Here is an 18,584-nt window from a genome sequence, read left to right on the forward strand (position 1 = left end):
TGCTCTTCCATGCACTCATCCTGGCACCGGCAGGTGAACGGATGGGGTCGTGACGGTGCGATCAGGGGATGTGTCGCCACCGCACGTCGCGTGCGTGGTCGACGAAGCCGCGCGAGCGGTACAGCCCGAGCGCCGGGGCGTTGTCGCCCTCGACGTACAGGTGCGCCGTGGCGAAGCCGAGCGCGTGCATCCGCGCGAACGTCGCCCGCATGAGCACGCCGCCGAGGCCCGTGCCCTGCGCGTGCGGTGCGACGCCGAGGGCGTAGAGCTCGGCGACGTCGCCGTCGGGCTTGATCCACGCGTAGCCGTCGAGCCCATCGGTGCCGGGGGCGACGAGCAGGTTCGCGTCGTCGTGCCACGCCTCCGCGCGACGATCGGCGAGGTCGCGAGCGGTGAGACGGCCCTGCTCGGGATGGCTCGCGAACGCCGCGGCGTTCACGGCGACCCACGCGTCCGCATCCGACTCGGCGAACGGGCGCAGCCGCGCGTCGACCACGGCGTCGGCCGGCACGGGGGCGCGCAGCTGCAGCAGGGTGCGGATGCGCTGCATGCCCAGGCTCGCGGCGAGCGCCCGCGACGCGGGCAGGTCGCCGTGCGCCCAGGCCTCGAAGCCGGGATGCTCGGTCGCGACGCGCTCGGCGAGGCGCGCGCCGAGGCCCGCGCCCCGACGGTCGGGGTCGACGGCGAGCTCGACCTCGGCGGGCGCGTCGCCCGCCTGCTCGCCGGTGGCGACGACGGCGATCGCGACGCCCGAGCCGTCGAGGTCGACGATGGCGCGCTCGCCGCGTCGCGTCTCGAGCATCGCCTGGTCGTTGACGGGGCTCGCCCCGTCGGCCGCGGCGCACCGCTCGACGAGCGACGCGAGCGCGGCGAGGTCAGTCATGCGAGAGCTCGAAGCGGTAGCCGACGTTGCGCACGGTGCCGATGGCCGACTCGAGGTCGCCGAGCTTGGCGCGCAGGCGGCGCACGTGCACGTCGACGGTGCGCGTGCCGCCGAAGTAGTCGTAGCCCCACACCTCGCTGAGCAGCTGCTCGCGCGTGAACACCCGCACGGGATGCGACGCGAGGAAGCGCAGCAGCTCGAACTCCTTGTAGGTGAGGTCGAGGGGCTTGCCGTTGATCGACGCCTGGTAGTTCGCCTCGTCGATGCGCAGGCCGGCGGCGACGATGGGCTGGTCGCGCGGCGCCGAGCGGGCGAGGGCGAGGCGGATGCGCGCATCCACCTCGGCGGGTCCCGCCGCGTCGAGCACGACGTCGGCGATGCCCCAGTCGAGCTGCACGGCGGCGAGGCCGCCCTCGCCCAGCACGAGGAGCACGGGGGTCTTGAGCGTCTGCTCGACGATGCGGCACAGCGTCTTGGCGGTGGCGAGCTCGACGACGCCGTCGACCACGACCAGCTCGGCGTCGCTGGCCTGCGTGAGCGATCCCGTCTCGGCAGGCAGGCGCGTCACCCGGTGGTCGAGCAGGTCGAGGCTCGGAAGCACGTCGCCGCTGCGCCGGGTGAGGATCAGCACTTGTGCCACGAAAGAGTTCCTTCCCGCGGGACAGTCTAGGGTGGCGTGGAGATGGGCACGGACGGGGGAGCGATGGCCGCAGCGATGCGCTGGCACAGCATCTGGCCGATCTGGGCGCTCGCCGTCGTCGGCGCGATCGTCGTGGCCGCGCTGGTGCCCGTCGACCGCACCGTGTGGCTGCCGATCGTGCTCGGCACGTGCGTGCTCGCCGCGTTCGGCGTGCAGCTGGGCTTCCCGAACCAGAAGGGTCTCGTCGACCGTCTCTTCGCCTCGGTGGGCGGCGCCGTCGTCGTGCTCGCGGGTGCCACGGTCGTCTTCAAGGCCCTCAGCATCGCCGCGTGACGCGCCCGCAGCGCGCGCCGCTCGTGCGCGCGTAGGATGTGGGGCATGGACATCCCCGTCGTCGCGCTCGAGATCTTCTTCCTCGGCCTCCTGGGCCTCGCGTCCCTCGCGATCGCGGGCCTCTCGTTCGTCGTGATCCGCAACCTCTTCCGCGGCCAGCGCTAGCCAGTGCTCGACATCGACCCGACGCTCCCGGCGGAGCTCGGTCCCCTGCAGTGGCTCGTCGGCGACTGGGAGGGCACGGGTCACGTGCAGTTCGCGGTCGACGAGGACGACGTGCGCGAGCACGCGTTCGGCCAGCGTGTGACGTTCGCGCACCACGGCCTGCCGTACCTCGCGTACTCGGCGTACGCGTGGCTGCTCGACGACGAGCTCACGCCGCTCGCGACCGAGTCGGGCTACTGGTCGCTCGCCCGCGAGGCCGACGACCGCGACCACGGCCCCGGCATGCTGCCGCGCACCGCCGCGCCGCGCACGATCGACGACGTCGAGTCGCTGCGCGGCGACGACGGCGCGTTCGAGATCGAGGCGCTCATCGCGCATCCGACGGGCGTCGCCGAGCTCTACCTGGGTCGCATCGCAGGCCCCCGCATCGACCTCGCGACCGACGCGGTCCTGCGCTCGCCCAGCGCCAAGGCGCACTCGGCCTCGACGCGCATGCTCGGCCTCGTCGACGGCGACCTGCTGTGGGCGTGGGATCTTGCGGCGCTCGGCCGCCCGCTGGCCACGCACGCCTCCGCACGCCTGTCGCGCGTGCGCCGGCTCGAAGCACCCGAGGAGGACTGATGGCCAGCGCGTTCGTCGACGTGCCCGGCGCCGTGCTCGGCGACGACGGCGTGCCGCTGCACCTCGGGAACCCCATCGCCGAGGGACGGCTGCTCGACGCGGGCGCGTGGGTGCTGCTGCCGCGCGACGTGCTGCGCCTCACGGGCGCAGACCGCCTCACGTGGCTCGACTCGATCACGACGCAGGCCATCGCGCAGCTGCCGCCCGGCGTCTCGACCGAGACGCTCGTGCTCTCGCCCGAGGGCCGCGTCGAGCACGCGATGCGGCTCGTCGACGACGGCGAGTCGCTGTGGGCGATCCTCGACGCCGGCCGCGGCGAGGCGCTCGAGGCGTGGCTCACCCGCATGCGGTTCTGGGCGCAGGTCGATATCGCGCGGGTCGACGCGCCCGTCGTCGGCTGGACCGGCTCCGTCGCCCCCGAGGGTGCGACGTGGGACGACCCGTGGCCCACGGTCGCCGAGGGCGGCGTGCGCTACGGCTCCGGCGAGGACCTCGGCCCGTGGGACTGGCACGAGACCGTCGTGACGGGCGAGGTCGGCACGCCGCCCGCTGTCGCGGGCACGCTCGCGCTCGACGCGCGCCGCACTGCGGCCGGGCGTCCGACGATCGCCGATGTCGACGACCGCACCATCCCGCACGAGCTCGACTGGCTCGCGACGGCCGTGCACCTCGCGAAGGGCTGCTACCGCGGGCAGGAGACGGTCGCCAAGGTGCACAACCTCGGCGCACCGCCGCGCCGGCTCGCGCTGCTGCACCTCGACGGCAGCGAGTCGACGCTGCCGGTCGCCGGCGACGTCGTGACCGCCGACGGGGCCGAGGTCGGCCGCGTCACCGCCGCCGCCCAGCACCACGAGCTCGGCCCCGTGGCCCTCGCCGTGCTCAAGCGCTCGGCGCCGGTCGACGCATCCCTCGTCGTGCTCGCGGGCGACGACGACGTGCCCGTCGCGGCGGCGCAGCAGATGCTCGTGCCGCCCACCGCGGGCCACGCGCACCGCCCGCCGCGGCTGCCGAGGCTCGGCGCCGTGCGCCGCCCGACCGCCTGACGCCGACTCGGCTCAGCGGGGCGCGACCGCCGACCACGGCAGCGTGAGCTCGCCGAGCCTCGCCCTGCGCAGCGCGGCGCGGTCGATCGGCCAGCCGTCGTCGGCGAGCGCGCGCACCACGGCGCCCCATCGCTGCTCGGCGCCGAACGTGCCGACGTGCGCGGCGCGCTCCCATGCGCGGTCGAGCGCGGCCAGCAGGTCGTGGATGCGCTCGCCGGGCACGTTGCGATGGATGAGCGCCTTCGGCAGCCGCTCGGCGAGCACGCTCGGCGTCGGCATCGCATCCGTGCCGATCGAGCCGAGCCGCAGCGCGAGCGTGAGGGTGCGCGGGCCGGCGGCGTCGAGGGTGACCCACGTCGCCACGCGCCCGACCTCGTTCGACGTCCCCTCCACGAGCACGCCGCCGGGTGCGAGCCGCGCGAGCATGCGCGCCCAGATGGCCTCGACCTCGTGCTCGTCGTACTGCCGCAGCACGTTCATGGCGCGGATGACCTGCGGCGGCCTGGCGGTCGGCACCTCGAACCCGCCGAGCGCGAACGACACCCGCACGTCGGCGGCGAGCGCGCGGCCGTGCCGCTGAGGGCCGGCGGCGAGCGCCTCCGCGAGCTCGCGCGACGCGATCGCGACGCGCGCAGGGTCGATCTCGAGCCCCACGACCTCGACGTCGGGAGAGCGGCGCGCGAGACGCTCGTGCAGCTCGAGCGACGTCGTGGCGCTCGCGCCGTAGCCGAGGTCGACGACGAGCGCGCCCGGCACGCGTGCCGCAGGCAGGTCGGCGATCCACCGGTCGACGCGACGCAGCCGGTTCACGCCGGTCGTGCCGCGCGTGATGCGACCGATGGGAGCCATGCCTCCATCGTCGCAGCAGCGCGTCGGAGCGACGTCCGCGCGCCATCGCCCGGCCATGCGGCCTCGATAGGCTGAGGGCATGAGCGAGCACACCCTGATCCTGCTGCGTCACGGACAGTCGGACTGGAACCAGAAGAACCTGTTCACGGGATGGGTCGACGTGGCCCTCACCGACCAGGGCCGCCAGGAGGCGGCGCGCGGCGGCGAGCTGCTCAAGGAGGAGGGCATCCTGCCCGACGTCGTGCACACGTCGCTGCTGACGCGTGCGATCCAGACGGCGAACCTCGCCCTGGACGCCGCCGACCGCGCGTGGATCCCCGTGCACCGCTCGTGGCGGCTCAACGAGCGCCACTACGGCGACCTGCAGGGCAAGGACAAGGCGCAGACGCTCGAGGAGTACGGCGAGGAGCAGTTCATGCTGTGGCGTCGCTCGTTCGACGTGCCGCCGCCGGCGATCTCCGACGACAACGCCTACTCGCAGGCCGACGACCCGCGCTACGCGGGCATCGACGGCGACGTGCCCGCCACCGAGTGCCTCAAGGACGTCATCGACCGCTTCCTGCCCTACTGGGAGGGCGCGATCAGCGACGACATCCGCGCGGGCAGGACCGTGCTCATCGCCGCCCACGGCAACTCGCTGCGCGCGCTCGTGAAGCACCTCGAGGGCATCTCCGACGACGACATCGCCGCGCTGAACATCCCCACGGGCATCCCGCTCGTCTACCGCCTCGACGCCGATCTGCAGGCGACGGGCCCCGGCGTCTACCTCGACCCCGAGGCCGCTGCCGCCGGCGCCGCCGCGGTGGCGAGCCAGGGCAAGGGCTGAGCCCCGCCCGCGCACGACGCACGAACGAGGCCCCCGGCGGATGCCGGGGGCCTCGTCGCATGACAGGGGATGCGACTCAGTCGGAGACGACCTCGTGCAGCTCGGCCTGCCAGTCGCCGGTGGCGAGGTAGGCCATCTTCTTGCCGATGCCGACGGCGTGGTCGGCGAAGCGCTCGTGGTAGCGGCTCGCGAGCGTCGCGTCGACGGTCGCGTGCGCGGCACCCTCCCACTCGGAGCCGAGCACGTGCTCGAACACCGACTTGTGCAGGGCGTCGACGCGCACGTCGGAGCCGGCGATCTGCTCGGCGATCGCGACGTCCTGCGTGCGCAGCAGCTCGACGAGGAGGTTCGCGATCTCGACGTCGGCGGCACCCATCTGCACGAACGTGGGCTGCAGCGTCTCGGGCACGACGTTCGCCGGGAAGCGGTAGCGCGTGAGCATCGCGATGTGCCTGGCGAGGTCGCCCATGCGCTCGAGCGACGCCGAGATGCGCAGCGCCGAGATGACGATGCGCAGGTCTCGAGCCACCGGGCCCTGCCTGGCGATGATGTCGATGACGAGCTCGTCGAGCGCGTTCGCCTTGTCGTCGATGTCGGCGTCCGACGCGATCACCTGCTCGGCGAGCTGCACGTTCGACTCCCCGAACGCCTCGGTGGCGCGCGTGATCGACCTCGCGACGTCCTCCGCGATCTCGACCAGGCGATCCTGGACCTCGGCCATCTCCTGCTTGAAGACCTCGCGCATGACACTCCTCATCCCCCGTGCGGGCATACCGGACGAGCATCCCAGACGAAGGTGAACACCGCATGCCCCCTTGCTGAACAGCACGCGAACCGGCGGGGGTCGGGCTCGTGCGCGCCGGTATCGTGAGCGACGTGGATGCGACCTGGATCGTGCTGCTCGCGCTCGGGTTCGGGTTCGGGCTCGGAGCCCTCGTCGTGCACCTCGGCGGCGTCGCCGCGACGAGGGGCCAGCGCGCGCTGCAGCTCGCGAACGAGTCCATCCCCGACGGCATCGCCGACGTCGTCGGCGCGCTCGAGTCGGCAGGCGTCGTCGTCGACGCCTCCAACACGGTGCTGCGCGCCTCGGACTCCGCGATGACGCTGGGCCTCGTCGCCGACCGTGCGCTCGCGAACGCCGAGCTCATGGAGCTCGTGCAGGACGCGCGCTCGTCGGGCCAGGCCGAGGAGCGCATGGTCGAGCTGCGCCGCAGCCGCTTCGACGAGAGCCAGGTGCGCCACCTCTCGGCGCGCGCGGCGCCCATCGGGGCGCGCTTCATCCTCCTGCTCGCCGAGGACCGCACCGAGGAGATCCGCCTCGAGGGCGTGCGCCGCGACTTCGTCGCGAACGTCAGCCACGAGCTGAAGACCCCCATCGGCGCCGTCACGCTGCTCGCCGACGCCATCGACGCCGCCTCCGACGACCCCGGGCGCGTGCGCGCCTTCGCGCAGCGGCTCATGGTCGAGGCCGCGCGCCTCGGCGCCCTGACGCAGGAGCTCATCGACCTGTCGCGCGTGCAGGACGACGACCCGCTCGACGACCCCGAGCGCATCGAGGTCGAGCGCGTCGTCGAGCGTGCCGTCGACGCCGTGCGGGTCGCCGCCGAGGCCAAGCGCATCCGCATCTCCACGCGCGTCGCCGATGCGCCGTCGGTGCTCGGGGACGAGGCGATGCTCGTCATGGCCCTGCAGAACCTCGTGTCGAACGCCGTGCAGTACTCGCCCGACGGCTCGCACGTCGGCGTCGGCGTGCGCATGAGCGACGACCTCGTCGAGGTCAGCGTCACCGACAAGGGCGTCGGCATCGCGCCCGCCGACGCGCAGCGGGTCTTCGAGCGCTTCTACCGCGTCGACCCCGCCCGCTCGCGCGTCACGGGCGGCACGGGCCTCGGCCTGTCCATCACGAAGCACATCGCCGTCAGCCACGGCGGCGAGGTGCAGCTCTGGTCGAGGCTCGGCCAGGGATCCACCTTCACGCTGCGCCTCCCCGTCGCGCAGCCCGAGGCTCAGGGAGCCGCATGACCCGCATCCTGCTCGTCGAGGACGAGATCGCCCTCGCGGAGCCCCTCGCGTACCTGCTCGGTCGCGAGGGCTACGACGTGCACCACGTGCCCGACGGCCTCGAGGCCGTGGAGTCGTTCGACGCCGACGGCGCCGACCTCGTGCTGCTCGACCTCATGCTGCCGGGCATGGCGGGCACCGAGGTGTGCCGCACGCTGCGCACGCGCTCGACCGTGCCGATCATCATGCTCACCGCGAAGGACTCCGAGGTCGACGTGGTCGTGGGCCTGGAGCTCGGAGCCGACGACTACGTCACGAAGCCGTACTCGTCGCGCGAGCTGCTCGCCCGCATCCGCGCCGTGCTGCGCCGTCGCGTCGACGCCGAGGGCGACCTCGACGATGCGATCGTCGAGGCCGGGCGCGTGCGCCTCGACGCCGACCGGCACACGGTCTCGGTCGCGGGGGAGTCGGTGTCGATGCCGCTCAAGGAGTTCGAGCTGCTCGAGTACCTCATGCGCAACGCAGGTCGCGTGCTGACGCGCGGCCAGCTCATCGACCGCGTGTGGGGCAGCGACTACTTCGGCGACACGAAGACGCTCGACGTGCACGTGAAGCGCCTGCGCTCGAAGATCGAGACCGACCCGTCGGAGCCGCAGCAGCTCCTCACGGTGCGCGGGCTCGGCTACCGCTTCGAGGGATAGCGGCGGCGCGCCCTGCGGCAGGCGCACGACGAAGGGGGCGGCATCCGCATGGATGCCGCCCCCTGACGACGTCGTCGGTGCGCGCTACGGCGCGGGCGTCTCCACGGGCTCCGACGCCTCGGGGGCGTCGTCCTCCTCGGGGGCGACGGGGCCGTACTCCGACCAGTTCGCGGTGTCGACCGAGAACGCGGGCACCGGGAGCGAGGCGCGCTCGGCGGCGTCGGCCGAGAACACGACGTCCTCGAGCGTGCCGGCCGTCACGGGAGCCGTGAAGACGAGCTGCTGGTCGGGGAAGCCGAAGGGCGTGAGGCCCGAGTCGAGGTCGACCGTCTGCGACTCCTCGCCGACCGTGACCTGCAGCGTCGTCGCCGGGCCGTCGTTCACGAACGTGACCGCGAGGCTCGAGAGGTCGCCGTCGACGACGAGCACGGCGTTGCGGATCTCGACGGCGCCCGAGGCGCCCGAGACGCCGTCTGCGGCGTCGTACTGGAACTGCGTGGCCTGCGGCGTGATGAAGTTGCAGCCTGCGAGCGTCGCCGTCGCGATGACGGCTGCCGCTGCGGCGGCGAGGCGGGACTTCACGGGTGCTGCTCCTTCGATTCCGCGCACGGGACGCCACCGAGTCTAGTGGGGGCTCGCACGGCGTCCGAGCAGACCCCGCCGAGAGCCCCGCGGATCATGCCAGCGTGCGGTGGTAGAATCAAGAGTCTGTGCAATCGAGGAGCCAATTCCTATGAACTTCGAGGTCGGCGAGACCGTCGTCTATCCGCATCACGGTGCGGCCACCATCACCGAGGTGAAGAAGCGGAAGGTGAAGGGTGAGGAGAAGGTCTACCTCAAGCTCAACGTGACGCAGGGTGACCTCACGATCGAGGTCCCTGCCGACAACGTCGGGCTCGTTGGCGTCCGCGACGTCATCGGCAAGGAGGGCCTCGACAAGGTGTTCGAGGTGCTCAAGGCGCCCTTCACTGAGGAGCCCACGAACTGGAGCCGCCGCTACAAGGCGAACCTCGAGAAGCTCGCCTCCGGCGACGTCATCAAGGTGAGCGAGGTCGTGCGCGACCTGTGGCGTCGCGACCAGGACCGCGGGCTGTCGGCGGGCGAGAAGCGCATGCTCGCGAAGGCGCGTCAGATCCTCGTCTCCGAGCTCGCGCTCGCGGAGAAGACCGACGAGGAGGCTGCGAGCAACGTCCTCGACGAGGTGCTGGCCTCCTGAGCCCGCAGCGCTGAGCGTCGCGTGAGCCCGCAGGGCGCACGCGATCTCCGCGTCGAGGGCTCGTGGTCGTCGAGCGCGCGAGCCCAGCGGGCTCGCGTCACGACGCCACGGCCGGATCCCGCATCCGACCACGTGCGCGCCGCGCATGCATGCCTGCGCGTGCATGCGCGGCGCGACGCGTAGGGTCGAGCGCGTGACCGATTCGATCGCGCCCGCGCCCACCGTCGCGGTCATCCTGCTCGCGGCGGGCGAGGGCCTGCGTCTCGGCCGAGGCGAGCCCAAGGCCTTCGTGCACCTCGCGGGGCGGCCCATCCTCGCGCACGCGCTCGAGTCGCTCGCGGGCATGCGCGCGCATCCGCAGATCGTGCTCGCCGTGCCACCGAGCCACGAGGCCATCGCGCGCGAGCTGCTGCGCGGCGTGCCGGGCCTCGACGCCGAGCACGCGACGATCGTCGTGGGTGGCGAGTCGCGGCAGGCGTCGGTGCGCATCGCGCTCGAGCGGCTCGCGCCGAGCGTCGCCACCGTGCTCGTGCACGACGCGGCTCGGCCGCTCACGCCCGCGGTCATCTTCGACTCCGTGGCCGCAGAGGTCGAGCGCACGGGCGAGGGCGTCATCACGGGGCTCGCGGTGTCCGACACCATCAAGCGGCTCGGGCCCGACGATCGCGTCGCCGAGACGCTGGACCGCTCGCAGCTCACGGCCGTGCAGACGCCGCAGGGCTTCCCGCGCGCGTGGCTCGAGGAGGGGCACGCGCGCGCGACGGAGGATCACACCGACGACGCGGCCCTCGTGAGCGACCTCGGCAGGCCCGTGCGCGTCATCGCCGGCGACCAGCTCGCGTCGAAGATCACGACGACGTGGGAGCTGCGCCGCACCGAGGAGATGCTGCAGCGCGATCCCGCCTCGACCATCCGCGTCGGCACGGGCACCGACGTGCACGCCTTCCATCCCGACGCGGAGCTCTGGCTCGGCGGGCTGCTCTGGCCGGGGGAGGCGGGGCTCGCGGGGCACTCCGACGGCGACGTGGTGGCGCACGCGATCTGCGACGCCATGCTCTCGGCCGTGCGCCTCGGCGACGTCGGCGAGGTCTTCGGCACCGCCGACCCGCGGCTCGAGGGTGCGCGCGGCGACGTGTTCCTCGCCGAGACGCTGCAGCTGGTGCACGAGCACGGCTACGAGCTCGTGAACGTGTCGGTGCAGGTCGTGGGCGAGCGGCCGCGCATCTCGGCCAGGCGCCGCGAGGTCGAGGCCCACCTCTCCGCCGTGCTCGGCGCGTCGGTGAGCGTCGCGGGCACGACGTCGGACGCGCTGGGCTTCACGGGCCGCGGCGAGGGCGTCGCGGCGATCGCCACGGCGCTCGTGCGCGCGGCGACCTCGCAGCCCGCCGGACCGCACGGCGCCTGACCCCGGGGTCGATCGGCGGCGTGTCCCGCGCGCCGGTGTTGTCGTCGCTCGTGCGACGTGGTAGACATGCGCAGCACGTTCGTGAAGCATCGTCTGCACGGATGTGCATGAACACTCCACACAACGGCGTGTCGTCGATTCCCTCGACGACCTGGTCTCCGGCGCGACGACGCGTCGGCGGAAAGGCGGGCCGATGCTCCAAGCAGCGTCCCTCGGTCACCTCGCGGCAGCAGATGCTCCGCCGGTGCCCGCTAGCGACAACCCCGTGATGCAGGTGCTGACGTGGATCGCCACGCACTTCATCGGACTCTTCCAGGCGTCGGGAGAGGCCTTCGTCGGCCTCGTCACCGGCATCCTGCCGACCCTCATCGTGCTGCTCACGCTGCTCTACGCCGTCACGACGTGGGTCGGCGAGGCGCGTATGACGCGAGCGGTGCAGTTCTCGTCGCGCTTCGCGATCACGCGCTACACGCTCATGCCGATCCTCGCGGTCATCCTGCTGACGAACCCGATGTGCTACTCGTTCGGCGTCTACCTGCCCGAGCGGCAGAAGCCCGCCTTCTACGACTCGGCCGTCTCGTTCGTGCACCCCGTCACGACGTTCTTCCCGCACGCGAACGGCGGCGAGCTGTTCGTCTGGGCGGGCGTCTCGGCGGGCGTGCTGCAGGCGGCGCCCGAGAAGTACCCGGTCCTCGCGATCCTCTACTTCCTCACCGGCATCGTCGTGATCTTCTTCCGCGGCTTCATCACCGAGGCGATCACCCGCTTCCTCATCCGTCGTCAGGGCCTCACCGAGGTGTTCGACGGCTACGACCGCGAGTTCGCCGAGGCACGTGCGGCTCGCCTGGCCAAGAAGGCGGCCTGACCATGAGCGACTTCCAGAGCGTCCGCGTCAGCGCGGGCAACGGCGGCTGGGGCCCCGGCCTCACCGTGACGCCCGAGGGCGAGAAGAACGTCATCCTCTCGGTCACCGGCGGCGGCATCCACCCCGTGGCAGCCCGCATCGCCGAGCTCACGGGTGCCGAGGCCGTCGACGGCTTCACCAACTCGGTGGCCGACGACCGCGTCGCAGCCGTGGTCATCAACTGCGGCGGCACCGCCCGCATCGGCGTCTACCCCAAGAAGCGCCTGCTGACGGTCGACGTCTACCCCGGTGAGCCCTCGGGCCCGCTCGCGCAGTTCATCACCCCCGACGTCTTCGTGTCGGCGGTCGGCGTCGAGCAGGTCGCGCTCGCAGGCGAGGGGGCGGACGTCACGGCGTCGGCAGCGCCCGCGCAGGCGACGAACGCGCTCGACATGTCGGCGGACCCGAAGGCGAGCCGCGTCGGCGCCGACCGCATCGCGGCGGCGAAGGCCGAGGCGAACGCGAACCAGCAGGGCGGCTTCATCGGCGTCTTCTCGCGCATCGCGACGTCGTTCGGCGGCGTCATCGGCGGCATCATCAACACGCTGCTGTCGTCGGGCCGCCAGGCGCTGACGCTCGTGCTGCAGACGATCATCCCGTTCATGGCGTACGTGAGCCTGCTCATCGGCTTCGTCACCTACACGGGCCTGTCGGACCTCATCGCACAGGGCGTCACGCCGCTCGCGTCGAACCCGGGCGGCCTCATCCTGCTCGGCGTCATCACGGGTCTGCCGTTCCTGTCGCCCATCCTGGGCCCGGGTGCCGCGATCGCGCAGGTGGTCGGCGTGCTCATGGGCACGCAGATCGGCGTCGGCGCGCTGCCGGTCGCCTACGCGCTGCCCGCGCTGTTCGCGATCAACGGCCAGGTCGGCTGCGACTTCGTGCCCGTGGGCCTCGCGCTCGGCGAGGCGAAGCCCGAGACGGTGTCGATCGGCGTGCCAGCGGTGCTGTTCTCGAGGCTCGTCACATCGCCATTGGCCGTGGTGCTGGCGTACTTCGTCAGCTTCCTGCTGGTCTAGCCGCAGCGGCGACGAACGACGAGACTGAGAGAGAAGGACGGAAGGATGTCGAGCACGATGACGACGCTCTACGAGGCGACGGTGACGAGGATCGGGGCGGACGCCGCCGACATGATCGATGCGGGGGTGGTCATCCTCTTCGGGGAGCCGTGCCCGGATGCGCTCGCGGAGGTGAGCATCGTCCACCAGGGCGGTGCCGCCGACGAGGGCCTCGCACCGGAGCGCGGCGACGTCGTCGTGCTCGGCACCACCGAGCTCACGGTGCGGGCCGCGGGCGACCTCGCAGGCTCGAACCTGCGCGAGCTCGGGCACATCGTGCTGTACTGCGACCCCGCCGACGACCAGGCGCTCCTGCCGGGCGCCGTGTTCGTCGACGGGCAGATCGGTGCGGTCGCCGCCGGCGACCGCGTCGCCCTCGAGCGCCGAGGCTGACGATGGAGCTCGACGGCCGCTTCGCAGTCGTGCTGGGGCTGGCGCTCGTGCTCGGCATCGGGCTGAGCCTCTACCAGCACTTCTACTACCAGCGCGTGACGAAGCGCATGGTCGCCGAGCACGAGGGCGCCAGGGAGTCGTTCCTGGTGTCGGGGCGCGGCAAGGGCTGGATGCGGGGAGCGGTCGTGCTGCTCGTCGTCGACTCCGCCTCGTCGCGCATCGAGGCGGCCGAGGCGATGGTGGGAGCGACGGTCTTCGCGCGCTTCCGCCCTCGCCCCGAGCTGCTGGGATCCGTGTCGAACGCGCGTGACCGTGCGGGCGACAAGCGCCTGGGCGATGCCGTGGAGTCGGCGATCGCGCAGTACCGCTCGATGCGCAAGAAGCGCTGAGCCGCGGCCGAAGTCGCGCATGCGGCGGGGCCGCACCATTCGGGCGATCGTCGCGTGCGCGACGGCAGCCATCCACCTGCGGGCTGGCGACAGCCTGCTATCGTGAGAGCAACAATGTGCGCGTCAATACGCACCGATGTGCATGACGCGGAATCAGGACCGAGGAAGGTCGACACCATGGGATACACCGCACGGCTCACCGAGCGCGAGCAGCGCCTCGGCCGCCCCGTCCGCGTCGGACTCGTCGGCGCAGGGCAGATGGGCACGGGCTTCATCGCCCAGATCGCCCGCCAGAAGGGCGTCGACGTCGTCGCCGTCGCCGACGTCGCCATCGAGCGCGCCGAGTCGGCGCTGCGCAAGGCCGGCATCGACGACGTGACCCGCGGCGACCACGCCGAGCTCGTGACCGCGATCGAGGCCGGCGGGCACGTCGTGCTCGACGACGGCCTCGCGCTCACGAAGCTGCCCGTCGACATGGTCATCGAGGTCTCGGGCGTGCCCGAGGTCGCCGCGAAGATCGCCCTCGCCTCGCTGCTCGCCGGCAAGCACGTCGCCCTCATGACCGTCGAGGCCGACGTCACCGTGGGCCTCCTGCTGCAGGCCGTCGCCAAGCAGACCGGCGCGATCTACACCGTGTGCCGCGGCGACGAGCCCGTCGAGTGCCTCAAGCTCGTCGAGTTCGTCGAGGACATCGGCCTCGAGGTCGTCATGGCGGGCAAGGGCAAGAACAACCCCCTGCGCCAGGACGCGACCCCCACGAGCCTCGCCGAGGAGGCGCAGCAGAAGGGCATGAACCCCCGCATGCTGTGCTCGTTCGTCGACGGCACGAAGACCATGATCGAGATGGCGGACCTCGCCAACGCGACGGGCCTCGAGCTCACGCGCCGCTCGATGCACGGCCCCGAGGCGTCGGTGAAGACGCTGCAGGACGTGTTCAAGCCCGTCGAGGACGGCGGCATCCTCGAGGCCTCCGGCGTCGTCGACTACGCCACGGGCGACGTCGCCCCCGGCGTCTTCGTCATCGGCAAGGCCACGCACCCCGTCGTGCACGAGGAGCTCTCGTACCTGAAGATGGGCGACGGCCCCTACTTCTCGTTCTACCGGCCGTACCACCTCGCATCCGTCGAGGCCGTGCTGTCGATCGGCGAGGTCATGGTCGACGGCCAGCCCTCGCTCGCACCGCGCGCGTGGAAGGCCGACGTGTCGGCGATGGCGAAGCGCGACCTCGTCGCGGGCGAGCGCATCGACGGCATCGGCGGCGAGCACGTGTACGGCGACGCCGTGCCGGCGGCCGAGGCGCGTCAGAACCGCGAGCTGCCCATCGGCCTCGCGAGCGCCGCCACCCTCGTGCGCGACGTCGCCAAGGGCACCGCGATCACGTACGACGACGTCGCGCTCGACGAGACGCGCACGATCGTGCTGCTGCGCAAGCTGCAGGATGCGCTGCTCGCCGCCGGCGTGCTCGACGGCGGCGACGCCCCCATCGACCTCGGCGCCCTCGTGACGGCGGGTGCCCGCTGATGCAGATCGTCACCGACCGGTCCGCCGCCATCGAGGCGCTCGGCACCCTCTGGCGCATCCGCCGCTTCGAGGAGGCCGTCGAGGACCTCTACGGCCGCGGCATGATGCACGGCACCATGCACCTGTCGATCGGCCAGGAGGCCGTGCCGACGGGTGCGTGCATGGCGCTGCGCCGCGACGACTACATCACGTCGACGCACCGCGGCCACGGGCACTGCATCGCGAAGGGCGCCGACCTCGAGCGCATGATGGCCGAGCTGCTCGCGAAGGACACGGGCTACTGCCGCGGTCGCGGCGGCTCGATGCACATCGCCGACGCCGCGACGAACAACCTCGGCGCGAACGGCATCGTCGCGGGCGGCGTGCCCATCGCCGCCGGCGCGGGCCTCTCGGCGCAGATGCGCGGCACCGACCAGGTCGCCGTCTGCTTCCACGGCGACGGCGCGATGGGCGAGGGCGCATGGCACGAGGGCGTCGTGCTCGCGGCCATGTGGAAGCTGCCCGTCGTCTTCCTGTGCGAGAACAACCTCTACGGCATGTCGATGTCGTCGGCGAAGGCCTTCCCGCTCGAGCAGCTCTCCGACCGCGCGAACGGCTACGGCATCCCCGGGGTAACCGTCGACGGCAACGACGTGCAGGCCGTGCACGACGCCGTCGAGACGGCCGTCGCGCGCGCTCGCGCCGGCGAGGGCCCGACGTTCATCGTCGCCGAGACGTACCGCTGGCGCGGCCACTCGAAGAGCGACAAGAACCTCTACCGCACGCGCGACGAGATCGAGTCGTGGCGCGAGTCGAACGACCCGATCGCGCGCTTCGAGAAGAGCGTGCTCGAGGCGGGCACGCTCACGGAGGCCGACATCCAGACCGTGCGCGACGAGGTGCGCGACGACCTGCGCGGCGCCGTGCAGCGCGCTGCCGCCGCGCCCGACGCGACGCCCGAGGGCCTCCTCGACGCCGTGTTCGCACCGACGACGGGAGCAGCCCGATGACCATGCAGGAGCAGCGGAGCATCCACGAGGGCCTCGAGCACCCCACGGGGCTCGGCGCCCGCCCGGGTGCCGAGACCGCCGAGATGACGTACGCCGAGGCCATCCGCGACGCCCTGCGCATCGCGATCGAGGCCGACCCGTCGGTGTTCCTCATGGGCGAGGACGTGGGTCGCTACGGCGGCGCGTTCGGCGTCACGGGCACGCTCGTCGACGAGCTCGGCACCGACCGCATCCGCGACACGACGATCTCGGAGCTCGGCATCGTCGGCCTCGGCGTGGGTGCAGCCATGACGGGCATGAAGCCGATCGTCGAGATCCAGTTCTCGGACTTCACTGCGCAGGCGATGGACCAGATCGCCAACCAGGCGGCGAAGATCCACTTCATGCTCGGCGGCGAGGCGAACGTGCCGCTCGTCATCCGCGCGCCCGGCGGCTCCGGCACGGGTGCGGCGGCGCAGCACTCGCAGTCGCTCGAGGCGTGGTTCGCCCACATCCCCGGCCTCAAGGTCGTCATGCCCGCGTCGGGCGACGACGCCAAGGGCCTGCTGCTCGCGGCGCTCGACGACCCGAACCCCGTCATGATCCTCGAGCACAAGCTGCTCTACAAGCAGACGTTCGAGGTGCGCACGGGCGACGTGCGCACGCCGATCGGCAAGGCCGCCGTGCGCCGCACGGGCGGCGACCTCACGATCGTCGCGACGGGCGTCGAGGTGCAGCGCTCGCTCGAGGCCGCCGAGCTGCTCGCAGCCCAGGGCATCCAGGCGACCGTCGTCGACCCCGTCACGCTCACGCCGCTCGACTCCGCGACCATCCTCGCGGAGGTCGTCAAGACCGGCCGCGTGCTCCTCGTGCAGGAGGCCGTGCAGACCGGCGGCTTCATGAGCGAGGTGTCGGCGATCATCGCCGAGTCGGAGGCGTTCGTGCACCTGCGCGCACCCATCCGCCGCCTGTCGGGCCTCGACGTGCCCATCCCGTACGCGCCGCAGCTCGAGAAGGCGGTCGTGCCGCAGGTCGACGACATCGTCGTAGCGGCCACCGCGCTCGTGAAGGAGTGGTGACGTGCCCGAGCTCGCGCTGACGATGCCCAAGATGTCCATGACCATGGAGGAGGGCACCATGGTCGCCTGGCTCAAGCAGCCCGGCGACCCCGTGAAGAACGGCGAGGCCATCGCCGAGGTCACGACCGACAAGGTCGACATGGAGGTCGAGAGCCCGTACGACGGCGTGCTCGCGCGCATCGTCGCCGAGCCCGACGACGTCATCCCCGTCGGCGAGCCCATCGCGTACATCACGTCGGACTCCGACGACCTGCTCGGCGGCCTGTTCGACGCGCCCGCGGGCGACGCCGAGGAGGCGCAGCCCGTGGCGGATGCCGTGGCCGAGCCCGCGGCGCCCGGCGCGACCGCCACGAGTGCGGCGCCGTCGACCGGCGCCGCACCCTCGACCGGTGCCGCCGACTGGCCCGCCGCCGTGCCCGCTGCCCGCACGCTCGCGGGCGAGCGCGGCGTCGACCTCGCGGCCGTGCAGGGCACGGGCCGCTGGGGCGCCATCACCGTCGGCGACGTCGAGGCGTCGTCGCAGCAGCCTGCGGCGGCGTCCGCGACAGCGTCGCCGCAGCCCATCGTCGCGCCGGCACCGGCAGCACCCCCTGCCGGCGGATCCGCGCCGGTGCCGGCCGCGACCCCAGCCCCCGCGCCGTCGAAGCCGAGGTCGCCCAGCGATCCGGCCGCGACGCGGCGCCGGCGCACGCGCATGGCGGTCGCGAAGGTCATGGACCAGTCGGCGCTCGTGCCGCAGTTCACGGCCTACGTCGACCTCGACCTCTCGAGGCTCGACGCCGTGCGCAAGACCGAGCTGGGCGGCGCGAGCTGGACGGCGATCCTCATGCGCATGCAGGCGCAGGCGCTCGCCGAGTCGGCCCCCGTGAACCAGACGTGGACCGACGAGGGCCCCGTCGCCAACCCGCACGTGGGCATCGCGCTCGCGGTCGACAGCCCCACGGGCCTCATCGCGCCCGTGTTCGTCGACCCGCACCGCCAGCCGCTCGCCGACCTCAAGGCGTCGATCGCCGAGACGGTGGAGCACACGCGCGCCGGCACGCTGTCGGCGGACCGGCTGCAGGGCGGCACGACGGTGCTGTCGAACCTCGGCGGCTTCGGCATCGAGCGCTTCAACGCGCTCATCACGCCGCCGCACTCGTCGGCGCTGTCGACGGGCTCGATCGCGCAGCGCCTGCTCGTCGCGCCCGACGGATCGTTCGGGTCGCGCCTGCAGTGCACGGTCGGGCTCACGCTCGACCACCGCGTCGCCGACGGTGCCGATGCGGCGCGCGTGCTGCAGCGCATGCGCGAGCTCGCGGCGAACCCGGCGCTGCTGGCCTGAGCCGGCTCCGGCACGGACGAGGGGCCCACCGCAGCTGCGGTGGGCCCCTCGTCCGTGCCCGACGAGATGGTCGGCTCCCCAGCAGCGGGTCGAGGAGGCCCCGAGCGCCAGCGAGGAGCCGTCACGAGACCACGCGACGTGCCCGCTCGACGCGGCCACGCGCGTGGCTGGGCAGGAGCGGCCGTCGCGTGGTCTCGTGACGCGGGCTCGCCCTTCGGGCTCGCGCGCTCCTCGACCAGCTGGTGGAGGAGCGACCCCGATTCCG

Annotated in this window: 21 protein-coding genes; 16 read left to right on the forward strand and 5 right to left on the reverse strand. The window is 72.6% G+C overall.

The features are described from left to right. Positions 1–61 precede the first annotated feature (61 nt). Positions 62–883, reverse strand: a complete 822-nt coding sequence (gene mshD / locus FS793_RS13660) for a mycothiol synthase (protein WP_144721269.1) — start codon at positions 881–883, stop codon at positions 62–64. Then, the gene (locus FS793_RS13665; RefSeq protein WP_092502692.1) at positions 876–1,523 is read right to left on the reverse strand and encodes a response regulator transcription factor; all 648 of its coding nucleotides are present in this window, start codon (positions 1,521–1,523) and stop codon (positions 876–878) included. The genes mshD and FS793_RS13665 overlap by 8 nt, the downstream gene beginning before the upstream one ends. A 36-nt stretch (positions 1,524–1,559) precedes the next feature. Between FS793_RS13665 and FS793_RS13670 the strand changes: the two genes are divergently transcribed. The 3 genes from FS793_RS13670 to ygfZ all read left to right on the forward strand — a co-directional run bounded on the left by FS793_RS13670 (position 1,560) and on the right by ygfZ (position 3,685). Beyond that, positions 1,560–1,856 carry a hypothetical protein gene (locus tag FS793_RS13670; protein WP_440130467.1) on the forward strand — a complete coding sequence of 99 codons (297 nt, stop codon included), beginning with the start codon at positions 1,560–1,562 and terminating at the stop codon, positions 1,854–1,856. Positions 1,857–2,024: 168 nt separating this feature from the next. Then, positions 2,025–2,642 (forward strand): FABP family protein, encoded by a 618-nt coding sequence (locus FS793_RS13675; RefSeq protein WP_144721271.1) that lies wholly within the window; start codon positions 2,025–2,027, stop codon positions 2,640–2,642. Then, complete coding sequence (ygfZ, locus tag FS793_RS13680; protein ID WP_144721274.1) at positions 2,642–3,685, forward strand: CAF17-like 4Fe-4S cluster assembly/insertion protein YgfZ; 1,044 nt, start codon at positions 2,642–2,644, stop codon at positions 3,683–3,685. Before FS793_RS13675 ends, ygfZ begins: the two co-directional genes overlap by 1 nt. A 12-nt stretch (positions 3,686–3,697) precedes the next feature. Here ygfZ and FS793_RS13685 read toward each other — a convergent pair whose 3' ends face one another. Further along, positions 3,698–4,534 (reverse strand): class I SAM-dependent methyltransferase, encoded by an 837-nt coding sequence (locus FS793_RS13685; RefSeq protein WP_144721276.1) that lies wholly within the window; start codon positions 4,532–4,534, stop codon positions 3,698–3,700. A gap of 79 nt (positions 4,535–4,613) precedes the next feature. Between FS793_RS13685 and FS793_RS13690 the strand changes: the two genes are divergently transcribed. After that, complete coding sequence (locus FS793_RS13690; protein WP_144721278.1) at positions 4,614–5,360, forward strand: phosphoglyceromutase; 747 nt, start codon at positions 4,614–4,616, stop codon at positions 5,358–5,360. A gap of 76 nt (positions 5,361–5,436) precedes the next feature. On the opposite strand, the gene phoU is transcribed toward FS793_RS13690, so the two are convergent. After that, the gene (gene phoU, locus FS793_RS13695) at positions 5,437–6,105 is read right to left on the reverse strand and encodes a phosphate signaling complex protein PhoU (RefSeq protein ID WP_144721280.1); all 669 of its coding nucleotides are present in this window, start codon (positions 6,103–6,105) and stop codon (positions 5,437–5,439) included. 131 nt (positions 6,106–6,236) lie between these two features. Between phoU and FS793_RS13700 the strand changes: the two genes are divergently transcribed. Together FS793_RS13700 and FS793_RS13705 are read left to right on the forward strand one after the other, a co-directional pair. Continuing rightward, positions 6,237–7,382 (forward strand): sensor histidine kinase, encoded by a 1,146-nt coding sequence (locus tag FS793_RS13700; protein WP_144721282.1) that lies wholly within the window; start codon positions 6,237–6,239, stop codon positions 7,380–7,382. Further along, a complete protein-coding gene (locus FS793_RS13705; RefSeq protein WP_092502674.1) occupies positions 7,379–8,062 on the forward strand; it encodes a response regulator transcription factor in 684 nt (227 codons plus the stop codon). The genes FS793_RS13700 and FS793_RS13705 overlap by 4 nt, the downstream gene beginning before the upstream one ends. A gap of 84 nt (positions 8,063–8,146) precedes the next feature. Here FS793_RS13705 and FS793_RS13710 read toward each other — a convergent pair whose 3' ends face one another. Next, positions 8,147–8,644 carry a hypothetical protein gene (locus tag FS793_RS13710; protein ID WP_144721284.1) on the reverse strand — a complete coding sequence of 166 codons (498 nt, stop codon included), beginning with the start codon at positions 8,642–8,644 and terminating at the stop codon, positions 8,147–8,149. 151 nt (positions 8,645–8,795) lie between these two features. Between FS793_RS13710 and FS793_RS13715 the strand changes: the two genes are divergently transcribed. From FS793_RS13715 to FS793_RS13760, 10 genes are all read left to right on the forward strand, one after another. Beyond that, positions 8,796–9,278 carry a CarD family transcriptional regulator gene (locus FS793_RS13715; protein ID WP_092502670.1) on the forward strand — a complete coding sequence of 161 codons (483 nt, stop codon included), beginning with the start codon at positions 8,796–8,798 and terminating at the stop codon, positions 9,276–9,278. A 193-nt stretch (positions 9,279–9,471) separates the two neighbouring features. Then, positions 9,472–10,683, forward strand: a complete 1,212-nt coding sequence (gene ispD, locus FS793_RS13720) for a 2-C-methyl-D-erythritol 4-phosphate cytidylyltransferase (RefSeq protein ID WP_260980171.1) — start codon at positions 9,472–9,474, stop codon at positions 10,681–10,683. Between the two features lie 244 nt (positions 10,684–10,927). Then, entirely contained in the window at positions 10,928–11,548 is a 621-nt protein-coding gene (gene srlA / locus FS793_RS13725) for a PTS glucitol/sorbitol transporter subunit IIC (RefSeq protein WP_260980172.1), read from the forward strand. Between the two features lie 2 nt (positions 11,549–11,550). Then, a complete protein-coding gene (gene srlE / locus FS793_RS13730; protein ID WP_144721290.1) occupies positions 11,551–12,606 on the forward strand; it encodes a PTS glucitol/sorbitol transporter subunit IIB in 1,056 nt (351 codons plus the stop codon). Between the two features lie 57 nt (positions 12,607–12,663). After that, on the forward strand, positions 12,664–13,038 hold the full coding sequence (locus FS793_RS13735; protein WP_144721292.1) for a PTS glucitol/sorbitol transporter subunit IIA: 375 nt from the start codon (positions 12,664–12,666) through the stop codon (positions 13,036–13,038). Positions 13,039–13,040: 2 nt separating this feature from the next. Next, complete coding sequence (locus tag FS793_RS13740) at positions 13,041–13,427, forward strand: transcriptional regulator GutM (protein ID WP_144721294.1); 387 nt, start codon at positions 13,041–13,043, stop codon at positions 13,425–13,427. A gap of 177 nt (positions 13,428–13,604) precedes the next feature. After that, a complete protein-coding gene (locus tag FS793_RS13745; RefSeq protein ID WP_144721296.1) occupies positions 13,605–14,948 on the forward strand; it encodes an NAD(P)H-dependent oxidoreductase in 1,344 nt (447 codons plus the stop codon). After that, positions 14,948–15,937 (forward strand): thiamine pyrophosphate-dependent dehydrogenase E1 component subunit alpha, encoded by a 990-nt coding sequence (locus FS793_RS13750; RefSeq protein ID WP_144721298.1) that lies wholly within the window; start codon positions 14,948–14,950, stop codon positions 15,935–15,937. Before FS793_RS13745 ends, FS793_RS13750 begins: the two co-directional genes overlap by 1 nt. Further along, positions 15,934–16,995 (forward strand): alpha-ketoacid dehydrogenase subunit beta, encoded by a 1,062-nt coding sequence (locus FS793_RS13755; protein ID WP_260980173.1) that lies wholly within the window; start codon positions 15,934–15,936, stop codon positions 16,993–16,995. The genes FS793_RS13750 and FS793_RS13755 overlap by 4 nt, the downstream gene beginning before the upstream one ends. 1 nt (position 16,996) lies before the next feature. Further along, entirely contained in the window at positions 16,997–18,319 is a 1,323-nt protein-coding gene (locus FS793_RS13760; RefSeq protein WP_144721300.1) for a dihydrolipoamide acetyltransferase family protein, read from the forward strand. The last annotated feature ends 265 nt before the right edge of the window (positions 18,320–18,584 follow it).

It is taken from the genome of Agrococcus jejuensis (genome assembly GCF_007679035.1).
GTDB lineage: Bacteria > Actinomycetota > Actinomycetes > Actinomycetales > Microbacteriaceae > Agrococcus > Agrococcus jejuensis_A.

Excerpts from the sequence above, each read along its gene's own strand:
- FS793_RS13690 (WP_144721278.1), top strand. The coding sequence starts at position 4,614 with ATGAGCGAGCACACCCTGATCCTGCTGCGTCACGGACAGTCGGACTGG.
- FS793_RS13755 (WP_260980173.1), top strand. The coding sequence starts at position 15,934 with ATGACCATGCAGGAGCAGCGGAGCATCCACGAGGGCCTCGAGCACCCC.
- FS793_RS13705 (WP_092502674.1), top strand. The coding sequence starts at position 7,379 with ATGACCCGCATCCTGCTCGTCGAGGACGAGATCGCCCTCGCGGAGCCC.
- FS793_RS13745 (WP_144721296.1), top strand. The coding sequence starts at position 13,605 with ATGGGATACACCGCACGGCTCACCGAGCGCGAGCAGCGCCTCGGCCGC.
- ygfZ (WP_144721274.1), top strand. The coding sequence starts at position 2,642 with ATGGCCAGCGCGTTCGTCGACGTGCCCGGCGCCGTGCTCGGCGACGAC.
- FS793_RS13750 (WP_144721298.1), top strand. The coding sequence starts at position 14,948 with ATGCAGATCGTCACCGACCGGTCCGCCGCCATCGAGGCGCTCGGCACC.
- FS793_RS13740 (WP_144721294.1), top strand. The coding sequence starts at position 13,041 with ATGGAGCTCGACGGCCGCTTCGCAGTCGTGCTGGGGCTGGCGCTCGTG.
- FS793_RS13715 (WP_092502670.1), top strand. The coding sequence starts at position 8,796 with ATGAACTTCGAGGTCGGCGAGACCGTCGTCTATCCGCATCACGGTGCG.
- phoU (WP_144721280.1), bottom strand. The coding sequence starts at position 6,105 with ATGCGCGAGGTCTTCAAGCAGGAGATGGCCGAGGTCCAGGATCGCCTG.
- FS793_RS13685 (WP_144721276.1), bottom strand. The coding sequence starts at position 4,534 with ATGGCTCCCATCGGTCGCATCACGCGCGGCACGACCGGCGTGAACCGG.
- mshD (WP_144721269.1), bottom strand. The coding sequence starts at position 883 with ATGACTGACCTCGCCGCGCTCGCGTCGCTCGTCGAGCGGTGCGCCGCG.
- srlE (WP_144721290.1), top strand. The coding sequence starts at position 11,551 with ATGAGCGACTTCCAGAGCGTCCGCGTCAGCGCGGGCAACGGCGGCTGG.
- FS793_RS13735 (WP_144721292.1), top strand. The coding sequence starts at position 12,664 with ATGACGACGCTCTACGAGGCGACGGTGACGAGGATCGGGGCGGACGCC.